The organism is Pseudomonas sp. GD03842, assembly GCF_029841165.1.
Classification (GTDB): domain Bacteria; phylum Pseudomonadota; class Gammaproteobacteria; order Pseudomonadales; family Pseudomonadaceae; genus Aquipseudomonas.
This window is the reverse complement of sequence record NZ_JAOCEA010000010.1, coordinates 222738-233513: the sequence shown is the minus strand read 5'-3', so window position 1 is coordinate 233513 and position 10776 is coordinate 222738. Positions and strand designations below refer to the sequence as shown.

At 56.9% G+C, this 10776-nt stretch carries 8 protein-coding genes and 1 pseudogene; 5 read left to right on the top strand and 4 right to left on the bottom strand.

The genetic code is table 11. The features are described 5' to 3' along the window. The 4 genes from N5D61_RS16220 to tssI all read right to left on the bottom strand — a co-directional run. The coding region (locus tag N5D61_RS16220; protein WP_279893532.1) for a DUF6531 domain-containing protein at positions 1 to 2835 on the bottom strand (2835 nt) is incomplete at its 3' end. 5 nt (positions 2836 to 2840) lie between these two features. Continuing rightward, positions 2841 to 3308 (bottom strand): DUF1795 domain-containing protein, encoded by a 468-nt coding sequence (locus tag N5D61_RS16215; RefSeq protein WP_279893531.1) that lies wholly within the window; start codon positions 3306 to 3308, stop codon positions 2841 to 2843. Positions 3309 to 3344: 36 nt separating this feature from the next. After that, complete coding sequence (locus N5D61_RS16210) at positions 3345 to 3929, bottom strand: hypothetical protein (protein WP_279893530.1); 585 nt, start codon at positions 3927 to 3929, stop codon at positions 3345 to 3347. Between the two features lie 12 nt (positions 3930 to 3941). Continuing rightward, on the bottom strand, positions 3942 to 5795 hold the full coding sequence (gene tssI, locus N5D61_RS16205; protein ID WP_279893529.1) for a type VI secretion system tip protein TssI/VgrG: 1854 nt from the start codon (positions 5793 to 5795) through the stop codon (positions 3942 to 3944). Between the two features lie 770 nt (positions 5796 to 6565). On the opposite strand from tssI, the gene N5D61_RS16200 reads away from it, so the two are divergent. The 5 genes and pseudogenes from N5D61_RS16200 to N5D61_RS16180 all read left to right on the top strand — a co-directional run bounded on the left by N5D61_RS16200 (position 6566) and on the right by N5D61_RS16180 (position 10774). Further along, a complete protein-coding gene (locus tag N5D61_RS16200) occupies positions 6566 to 8071 on the top strand; it encodes a DUF6861 domain-containing protein (protein ID WP_279893528.1) in 1506 nt (501 codons plus the stop codon). Beyond that, positions 8071 to 8295 (top strand): hypothetical protein, encoded by a 225-nt coding sequence (locus N5D61_RS16195; protein ID WP_279893527.1) that lies wholly within the window; start codon positions 8071 to 8073, stop codon positions 8293 to 8295. The genes N5D61_RS16200 and N5D61_RS16195 overlap by 1 nt, the downstream gene beginning before the upstream one ends. A gap of 135 nt (positions 8296 to 8430) precedes the next feature. Next, positions 8431 to 8832: a hypothetical protein gene (locus N5D61_RS16190; protein WP_279893526.1), complete on the top strand. Its 402-nt coding sequence runs from the start codon at positions 8431 to 8433 to the stop codon at positions 8830 to 8832. A 498-nt stretch (positions 8833 to 9330) separates the two neighbouring features. Beyond that, positions 9331 to 10251, top strand: coding sequence for a hypothetical protein (locus N5D61_RS16185; protein WP_279893525.1), 921 nt, complete (start codon positions 9331 to 9333; stop codon positions 10249 to 10251). A gap of 260 nt (positions 10252 to 10511) precedes the next feature. Beyond that, positions 10512 to 10774, top strand: a pseudogene (locus tag N5D61_RS16180) (hypothetical protein). Positions 10775 to 10776: the final 2 nt, after the last annotated feature.

Here is a 10776-nt window from a genome sequence, read left to right as displayed (position 1 = left end):
ACCCATGGCGTCGTAGCCAAAGCAACTGGTGAGTTTGCCTTGGGTGCGCAGGATTTCGCGGTGCAGGTCGTCGCGCTCGATGTCGCTGATGAGCAGGCCATCAAGGTTCAACTGGTGCAGGTGGCCGCTGCCGTAGTACAGGTGGTTGAGGTGCTGGCCTGTCGGCAACGTCAGCGTGGTGAGGTTGCTCAGGGGATCGTATTCGTAGTCCAGCGCGCCTTGCGGTGTGGTCTCTTTGATCAAACGGCCCAAGAGGTCGTACTGGAAGGTGAGCGTTTCTTCGCTGATGCCAAGGTTCTTACCGATGGCGGTCGGTTTTCGCTCGATGCAGAGTAAACGGTCCCCGTCGTCGTAGGTGTAGTCCTGCCGTGCATCGCTATTGAGTTTGGCCAGCAGCCGGCCTATCGGGTCACGTTCGAACTCGGTGCTGCGGTGCGGCCGTTCGGCCCGTTCTCCGTAGCCGATTTCATCGACGCGCGTCAGGTATCCGCCCAAGTTGTAGCTGAAACGGCGGGTCAGGTTGTCGATGCGCTTTTCTTCGATCAGGCGATCAGAGGCGTCGTAGGCAAACTGATACGCCGCGTTGTTCTCGTTAACCAGTGCGGTGAGGCGGATGGCCTTGTCGTACTCGTAACGGATGCGTTGGCCTTTGGCGTCCTGGCGGCTCGACGGCAATCCCCTCGCTGTTCGTAAAAGCCGCGTGGTTTGGCCTTTGCCATCGGTGTGCGTCAGGACCTGGCCGAGGGTGTTGTAGGTAAACGACTCGGCGGTGCCGTCCGGGTGATCGATGCGCAGCACCTCGCCGTCGGGTTTGCGCTCAAGTTTTGTGGTCTGCTTCAGCGCGTCGGTAACAGCCACCAAATGCGCGCGGTCATCGTAGGTGTAGAACGTACTTTTGCCCGAGCAGTCCTGAAAACGCTCGACCTGGGCCAGGCTGTTCCACCACAGGTATTTGGATTTGTGGGTCGCATCGATGATGGTGTGGGGCAGGCCGTCGTCGCTGTTGAGGTACTCGGTCGTGTGACCAAGGGGGTCTGTTTCCGCGATGAGGTTGCCTTTGCTGTCGTAGCGAGTCTGCCAGACGCTACCGTCCGGGTAGGAAATGGACGTGACCTTTGTCGTCAGGTGGTGATACGTGTATTTGACACTTCGACCTAGCGGGTCAGTTTCCTCCAGCAACCGTGAGTACTCGTCGTACTTGAACTGCAGGCGATTGCCATCTGGCAGCGTCAGGCCCGTCATATTGCCGGTATGGTCGATGTCAATCGCGTAGCGTTCGCCGCCATAATCGCGGCTGGCGATGACTCGATGGTCTTCGTTGTAATGCACTTCAAGTTCGCGGCCCAACACGTCCGTTGCTTGAGAGACGCGCTGTTTGAAGTCGTAGCGGAAATGGAAGTGTTCACCGTCACTGGTCCAGTGCTCCACCACACGAGGTTTGCCGTCAATGGTTTCCCAGCGGTAGTTGCAGGTCAGCCCCAACGCGTTGCTGTGGGTCGCCATCACGCCTTCGGCATAGCTGAAGCGGCGGACCGAGTCGCCATTGCGGTTGATGACTTCGGTAAGTTGACCGTTGTCGTCGTAGCGATACTGCACCAGCGTCTCGACCGCCTCGTTCTCAACTACACGTTTGACCTCGGACAGGCGCAATGACCGATCGTCGTAGTGCAAGTGGACACGCACGCCTCCCGTGGCGCTGATGTCGGTCAGCGTGCCCTCGACAGTGCGCGTGAAGTGCAGGAAATGGCCCAGGGCGTTCTCGATGCGCTGCAGCGGCACCCGGGTGTTGTCGTTCGGAACCTCACCAAAGTAGAAGAAGAGATTGTCCAGCGTTTGCAGCAGGTAGTGACCCCCTTCGGTGCAAACGAGGTAGATCTGCTCATGGGGGTTGTAGATACGCTCGCCGGGCTGCACGTCAACGAAGGGAATACTTCGACCTTGGTTATCGGTCAGGTAGACGAAGCTACCGCTGCGCCGCAGGTTTTGCTCCCAAGGCAACACCCAGCCTCGCCCCAAAACGCTGTCGACGGCCAAGTCACTCGCGTAGAAACGCGACCACTCGATGGGCATCAAGCCTGGCAGGCTGAAGTCGGTCTCGTCGGGTATGACTTTGCGTCCCGTGGTGAGGTCGACTGGATTGCCAGTCAATCCGCCGATCGCGCCCTCGATGGCCGGGCCTACGACATAACGACTGGCCACTTCGCCCGCAATGAAGCCTGCGGTGAACTTCATCACGCACGGCATAACGGCTTTCATGCCTGCCTGGGTGCCGGCCTTAATCAGTTGGGCAATACCGCCAGCGGCACCGGCGATCGCCATCAGCACGTCGACCGTGGTACGCAGCCAGCCAGGGATTTCGTCATCGACCGGCAGATAACGCTGGGTGCCGCCACCGATCAGCACATTGCTCGAACCACTTGAAATCGTCGCGCCGCAAGTGAGCTTGTCGCCTTTGCGTGCCGCCGCGGTGCCATTGATGAAAACGTTGGTCGAACCGTCGGCCACCTGAACCGGGCCGGGATGTTTGCTGCACGCGCCAAGGCTTTGAGCCACATGCGCGGCTTGACGGCTATTCACGAACACATTCGCCGAGGCAGTGACTATCGTGCCTGAGGGGGACGAAAACATGCTGCCTATGGCTTCGCCCGCGGCGGTGAGCAGGCTACCTCCGACGCCTGCAGCGAGACCTGCCAGAAGTGCGACACCAAATCCGCATGTGAATGTGGCAATGGCTACGGTAGCAACCAATGCAATACCGAGCGCCGCTCCGATCAGGAAGCCTCCGAGGGCGCTGGTGTGTGAAATTTCGTCGCCGAAACGCGCTGCTTCGAACATGAGCGTTACTCCTGTTCGTTGGAGTCGGCCATGGTCGGGCTGCTCAGCCTCGGCTGAAAGCTGGACAGCAGATTGTCCCAATCCTCGCTCTGCTGAGGGCTGAAATCAGCCTGCGCGGTGGTGGAGAAAATCAGCGCACGGCCTGGCTCAATCAGAAATGCCGCCTGACGCTGATAGAAAGGTCGCCCCTCGTTCATGTAGTAAGCGTCGATCTGCACGCCCTCGATGGGCGCGGCAGAAGACAATGACACGGCCTTCTTGCCGAGCAAGGTGTAGCCGCGCAGCTTGGAAGCCAACATCTTCACTTGGCGCTCGACGTAAGCGCCGAGGACTTCCGAAGGAAGCAGGTTATCTCGGGAAATGGTGATGCTTAGCGGTGCCGGGATGCTTGCGCCCAATACAAACATGTTGACCGTGCGGTCTTGAAACCCTGTTGGCAGCGCGATGCTGCCTTCCTGCAACTCATAGTCCATGTGAAATTCATTCCTGAAATCAAAATACGTCGCTAGTCAACGGGCTGCCATGCCCGCGAGCATGTTGTCGAACTCGACCAGCCAAAGGCTAAGGCTCGGCTTGGCCGGATCAATCACGCACGAAAGGCTCAGCCACTGCGGTGTGTGTCGTGCTTCCACGGGAACGATGCCCCCTACCAAGCGACCATGCCGTTCTGCGTGCCCCATGGTGAATTGAAAATCCACCACTTTTGCGACACTGCCCGCCAGCATGCATTCACGCTCTCGAATGACGCGCAACTGGGGGTACAGTTTGCGAAACGTCTGGATGGCTTCGTCTAGCAGGCCGTCAATCGTCGCTCCCTCATGCAGGTCGCGTCGTTTGATAGTCAGAACAATCGGCTCACCTTCATGCTCGATAGTCGTCTGGATGTCTCGGAAGTTGAAGCCTTCTGGAAACCGCAGATCGAAACCGCCGAAGCTGAAGCTACTGGGGATATCGCGTAAAGGCACAACGGGTTCCGGGTCCGGCTGCGGTTCAGGCTCGATGACCGACGCCGCCGCTTGCTGCTCAGCGCGTGCGGCTGCCTCGAGGGCAAGGCGTCGCTCGGAAATACGGTCGTACATACTGGTCCTGCTCATACGACGGTCACCTTAATCGTTCACTCTCACTTGAGCGCCAGTGATCTGAGTCGTCCCAGTGCTGACGGTAGAAATCGAGTTGCCTCGGATCTCAATCCCCTCAGGCGTCAGCGTAATGCTGCTGTCACCGACCTGCAGAATGATGTGCGCCTTGGCACTGACCTGAATGAATTGGTTGTCGACCTGAATCGTCAACGAGCCCTCCTGGACATTCATCACGGTGTCTTTCTTGATCGTCTCGGTGTGCGTGCCGCCCACGGTAATCGTCCGGTTCGCGCCGACATGATGGCTCTCGTCGACCTCGATTTCGGTGTCCATGTTGCGCTCGGCATGCATGATGATCTGCTCGGCACCGGCCTTGTCCTCGAAGCGAAAGAAATTCGCCGTGCCGCCATCGCCCTTCATCGACCGCGTCAAAAACCCACTCTGGGTCTTGTTCGCCGGCAGTGACCACGGGGGCGTGTTCTGGCTGTTGTAGAGGCTGCCCATGATCAAGGGGCGGTCCGGATTGCCGTCGAGGAAGACGACCACGACTTCATCCCCCACGCGCGGGATCTGGATGCTGCCGAATCCGCCGCTGGCACCCGACTGGGCGACGCGGACCCAGCAGGAGCTGTGGTCGTTGTATTGGCCGTTGCGGTCCCAGTGGAACTGGATCTTCACGCGGCCCAGTTCGTCGGTGAAGATTTCTTCGCCCGGCGGGCCGACGATGAGGGCGGTCTGCGGACCGGCAATCGTGGGGCGCGGCGTGGAGAGTTGCGGACGGAACGGAATCTTTTTGCGCACGCAGGTGAAGGTGTTGTCGTAGCTCGCCGGGTGGCCGTTGAGGTAGTTGTTGTGCCCTTCGCTGTCGATGCCCATCAGCAGGAATTGCCGGTCTTCGGCCGAGCCCTGATCGTGGTCGTAGTGCTGCAGCAGTTCGAAGGTGTAGCCGGGCTTCATCGCCCGGCAGTTGCTGGCGCCACTGAATGTCTTGCCCTTGAGTTCCAGGGCCTCGACGCGCAGGCGGACCAAGGCTTCGCCCTCGTCGTAGGTGCCGTGGGTGTACTGGCCGGGGAAGTCGTAGATTTCGAAGTTCTCGACGTCGCCTTGCTTGTTCAGGCTGTTCATCGTCACCGGCAGGCGGTTTTTCGGCTGGCGGTAGTCGAAGGTCTGCACGGCGATCTTGCCTGACTGGAGCTGGCGGTTGCCGCTCCACTGGGTGATGGAGTCGGCGGTTTCGGTGACAGAGGCGGTGTGAAAGCGGATCTGAGGCTGTTCAGGCAATGCCACCAGCGTGCTGGAGTCATCGCAGATGATCATGGTGTGGCCTTCGGCAGTGTGCTCGAAGTAATAGAACATGCCCTCTTCTTCCAGCAAGCGCTGGACGAAATTGAAGTCCGTTTCACGGTATTGGGTGATGTAGGTGTAGCGCTTCTGGGGTTTGGTCAGGCGGAACTCGTGGCGGGAAAATGCCGTGCACAATGCGAAGACCTGAGTGACCACTTCCTCGATCGTGTTGCCTTGAAAAATCCGCGTGTCGAAGCGGTTTTTCAGCATCGAGAACCAGGGGTTGAGGGTCGCAGTGTAACGGGCCATGCCGCCATCGCTGCCGATGCTGGCGAAGCGGGTCAGGTAGCCGGCTATGTAGCGCGGCGAGCCGGTGGCCAGCTCGATCTCGATGGTCACATGTTGCCCCATCATCGACTTGAGCTCGACCCCGGAATCTTCGCACACCAGCAGCAGCTCGAAGCTGTAGGCCTGCGACAACCCTTCGCGCCCCTTGAAAGACTCGATGAGCAGTTGCTGCTCGGGGTTGGCCAAATTCTTGAACTTGAATAGACGCCGGTTCTGGGGAGTGAACAACGCGGCAAGGTCCATCGACATGTGTATCTCCTTGGAGGCATGGGGAACAACGCTACCGCCATGCTCGGCAACAACAGGTTACGAGCAACAGGGGAGAACAGAATTTCCTGTTGCACCTTCTCTGGTTTTCGTCGGTGCTTCCAGCAACATATGCTGTGCGGCCGGTACTACTCATCCGAACAGTGTGTAGGACATGAACTACGGCTACGCTGAGCGAATAAGTCGGTCCCGCTTGTTCGACTCGCCCGATCCGGGTTTCATTCCGTCCTGCAAAAGGCCGTTCGACACAACGACAGAGCCCGTGTCGACACAGTTGGACACAACGACGGAGCCCGTGTCGACACAGTTGGACACTGGGACCGCAATGCAATTCGAAAGTGCCACTAGAGCTTTCAAAACGAGAGACTGATCACAGTCTCATAAATGTTACAGATGCTCGAAAGCGAGGAAGGAGACACCTGTCGCGCCCATCATGTCAACCCATTTGCCCTCTTTTGCGAAATCGCGCACGGCGCTGTAGTTCAACTTTCGGGGAGCATTCGCTGAAATTCGAAACGTCTGTGATTGACTCGTTCAGCGTGTAAACAGGAGGCTCCCGGATAAAAACGGGCGAGTTGATATTTAAATGACATCATTGTCGAGCGCCGCGTATATGACAAAAATGCAGCCCTCGCTGAATTTATTTGGTAGGCGATGATCTGAGTTGTCCGTAATGGCTCTATGATATCGAGCGAGACCACTTGAGATCGCTCTCTGGCATGCGCCTTTCACTCAAGGACTGTGATGAGTAAATGGATCTTTTAGCCCACGTCCCTAGTTGGGACGACATTGAACGAAACCTTGACCACAGATTCAGTGAACTGAACCAGAGCGTCAGCAGCGGTTGGCAAAGCGCGCATGACGGCTGGAACGGCTTCACTCGACGCGTCAGCAACGGTGCGAACCGAGCTTACGGCGCCATGGGTGGCACCCGCATCGACAATGTTCGCCACGCGATGGCCCTCTCCTACCCGATCATGCAGACCAACCTTTCGCGCAAGTGGGCGTCGATCAACATCTCGCAGATCTTGCCGGTGCTGATCAAACTGGTGCAGGAAGTGGTCATGATCCTGGGGGGCAGCGTTGCAGTGGGCGGGGCCGTCGGCGGTGCAGCGGGCTCCCTGGCGTTTGGTATCGGCGCGGCGCCTGGCGCAGTGGCGGGTGCCGGCATCGGCCTGCAGGTCGGCAACCTCATCCTGATGGCGCTGGGCCTGTCGGCGATCGCCGAATATTTCTACAAAGGCCTGCCCGCCTGCCTGACCTCTTTGCAGGAGGGCCTGGCCACAGCCTGGCACGCCGAGGACGGGCTCAAGCCACCCGGGCTCGACCCCACCGGGGGATCCTCGGCACAGATGCAGGAGCGTACAGAACTCGCCGCCCGCCAACTCGCTCGGGGCCAAGAGCAACTGGTGATGTTGCTACTCACCGCTATCGTCACCTACCTCACACGCGGCCAGATGAAAGCCGGTGTGATGAACAGCATGGAGAGCATTGCGACGCGCAGTGCGAAGCTTCAGGCAGAGATTTCGAACAGGCAGTTTGCAGACTGGCTGGCCAAGAACCAGAGCAAGATTCTGGCGGAGCCGGAGTTGCAGGTTAAAGAGGTGGCGCCGTTGAACAAAGCAGAGCGTGAACCACCGCTCACCAACGAAAGCGTCAAATCTACCAAACCACCTAAAACACGCCCAACCTTTGATGAGATTTATGCGAAAGCTGCTGCAGCAAAGGCCGAAATTGACGCTGCAGCTGATGAGATCGCTGCCAGGTATGGTGGCACAGTCGCCAAAGCACCAATCAAATCAAGGGCGCGCGCGTTGGAGAAGATCGCCAATGACTACGGCGGGGATCCAACGAAAATCAAGGATTTGGCACGTAACACGATCATCGTGCCAGCAGACAAAATCGCATCAGTTACCAATGAGTTGGCGCAGCGCGGGGCAAAGGTGAAAATCATTGATGGTGCTACGGACCCACTTGGCTACAGCGGGGTCAATTCATCGTTCATGACCAAAGCTGGCATACCCGGAGAAATCCAAGTCAACTCTCCCCAAATGATTTTTGCAAAAGAGCCGGAGGCGCTGGCAAGAAACCTATTGGGGAATGACACCTACGACGCCGTAGCCTCCAAGGCAGGCGTCCCCGGCGGGCTTGGACATTCTTATTACGAGGACTGGCGGACGATGAATCCAACTTCCACCGGCGCCGAGGCTATTGCCAAACAGAGTAAAGTTTACTACGACACAGTAAGGGGATTGTAATGAGCATCAATAAAGGGGAACGCTTTGCAAAAGAAGATGTTTACGTAGATTACCCATTTGAGGATGTCACTTACCGGTGGGACCATGCTTCGCAGCAGATATTTGTTCGTTTCTACGGCGAACAGGAAAGCCGAGAACCCGTTCCGCACGAGAACCGTCTTTTCAATGATGCGCTTCGCTACGGTGAAGAGATGAGTAAAGCTGAGTACGATAGAGGTAAGTAGATCAATGCCGGGCGGGATGCGCTCACAGCGCTCTCCGCTGTAAACCACTTGTCAGTCCGCATCTGACCACAAACCTCTATTTCCGAACATATACGCCCGAATCAACAACAGTGTATGAAAACAAGGAGTGTTATTTTGACCAGCTTAAACCGATACTTGCTCGCCTCAGCGGCTACCCTCTTCTGCATAACTCCGACCTACGCTCAGGACAGCGAGCAAGCGCTTCGAAGCGTCGTTGTCGAACAACAAAAACAGCTCCCAATCATGCTCGACCCTGTAACTCGTATCGATGACATCAGCTACGCCAATCACAACGTGCTCTACAAAATCACGCTTTATGGCTATGAGAATCGTCCAGGTGAGAGGGTGTACTATGAGAACTACCTCTCTCAACAGATCCCCAAGGCGCTGTGCAGCCAGACAGCCTATCTGCTCTTGCTAGGGCTGGGAAACAAGATCACTTACAGCTACTCAAGTAGCCAAGCCGAGCCAATCACTGAGGTCACCTTCGGACCGGAGACTTGCCCAAAAGCCTAGACGGTAATTCATCGTTATTGAATCGATTTTCCGAACGGTGCACCCCGCTATGTAGGCTCCGAGGACGGCACTAATTTTTCCGGTTCGTTGTCGCAACAACATCAACTTTTTGATGTGCACCCAGACGACAGTGTAGACACGATGAAGGACAACTAGACAATCAGCTACTCCTTGCTGAGGAGTGACGTCGTTCTCAACGGCAGAGGACAGTTTTAGAACAGAGAAATATGATTTTTCCAAATCACTCGCCCCGCTATACTGGCGGCGCCTGCAAATCTGAGTGATGAGCATACTCCATCGCACTGCTACCCGCTGCTGAGTAGCATAGTCCGGGTAATGCGCGACACAACATGACCTGATATGGGAATGCGTTGTTATAAATCACGCCGGCTAGGCCATGAAGCCAACTGCGCCGCTCAACCACCTGGGAAAAGCCACTCTCACACCTCGCAGTGTCTTAAGCCGCACACCCATGCAATGACAAGGACGCAAACCCTCATGCAATCAACCAACTCCCAAGCACCTTCCGCCAGCGGCGAACTGATCGCGACGTTCCGCCAGGGCAAGGCCCTTTTGATTTTCAGCCTGATACTAGCCGCTGTGTTTTTGGGCCTTGCCGTGTTCGTTCTCTATCTGAGCACGATTTTGCCGGAGGCTAATGGCCCTGCCAGCCTCCAAACCTCCCGTGGGATGACCCTCAGCTTCGACAGCAAGCAAGCTGTGCTCAATTTCACAGCCGGCTTTTTGGCCCTCTTGGGCCTGTGCATGGTGGGTATCACCGTCTGGCAGAAGAAGCTGCGTAAGTCCCATTACGAGGTTTACGAAAACGGCATCGTGCGCATTACGAAAGAGCAGCGCGACTACACGGCGTTTGCCGAGATAGAGGACCTGTATCTCTTCAGCTCCGGCCAGGCTGCATTGACCGGCCTGATTACTAACCTGGCCTATCGTCGAAACGCTGCTGAGCCTTTTCATCGAGTCATCGAGTCCCTCAAAGGCTTCCAGGCCTTTCAGGAGCTGGTCCGAGACTTACACGTACGGGCGCGGCTGCCGGCCGTGGCCGAAGCGCTGGAGGCAGGGCGTTCGGTCACGTTCAACTGCATTAATTCAAAGCACGTCTGGGGCAAGCGAGTCACTGGCGATTTCCTTAAAGTCACCACGTCGCCAATTGTCGTGCACCGCGACTTCCTCGAATACCAAGGCAACACAGTGCCTGTTTCGTCTCTGCGCCAGGTTGATCTCAACGCCTGGACTGAAAACGTGGTGATCAAGGACGAGCACGGCAGACCCGTGTTGACGACCATCGCCACCGGCATCCTGAGCCACGACCTGTTTCTCAACACGCTGGATGTCGTGTTGGCAGTTGAAAACCAGGCGCGCGAGTCATCCGCAAATGTTTTTGAAACGAACACCCAATAATTAATCGGGCGCACGTTGGCGGGCCTTTTGAACACGGGTAGCCGTGGCCGCTATTGATGGCGTTGCTGCGCCCCCAGGCTTATTGAAACAAGCACCGACTGCCCAGCTGCGGCGGTCGGGTTCAGGCTTGTTCGAGGCGTGGCAATAGCGGTTTAATTCTCCCGGCCATTCAGGTGCTGCGCGCTTTCAGGGTATGGCTCACCGGCCACACGGTCGGACGCGTTTAAAGCCCGAATATGTGAAAAGGCAGGGTCCTCAGCATGAAATTCAACGACTTCTACGTAAGCCGCAAAGAACGCTTCTCTATGGGTGTAGAAGAAACCTCAGGTCAATTTTACGTATCGTTCCCTGTGAGTAGCGGCTTTGTTGACTACGAAGAATATTACGCAATACACCCGCAAATGTTCGAACGCTTCCAGAATGATGTCGCGAAGCCGTTACATTCGTCAACCGCTGCCGCCGCCGTGAACTCGATGAGCTGCTGATGCAAAAACCGGGTTGGAACAGAGGCAATGCTGTCTAGCA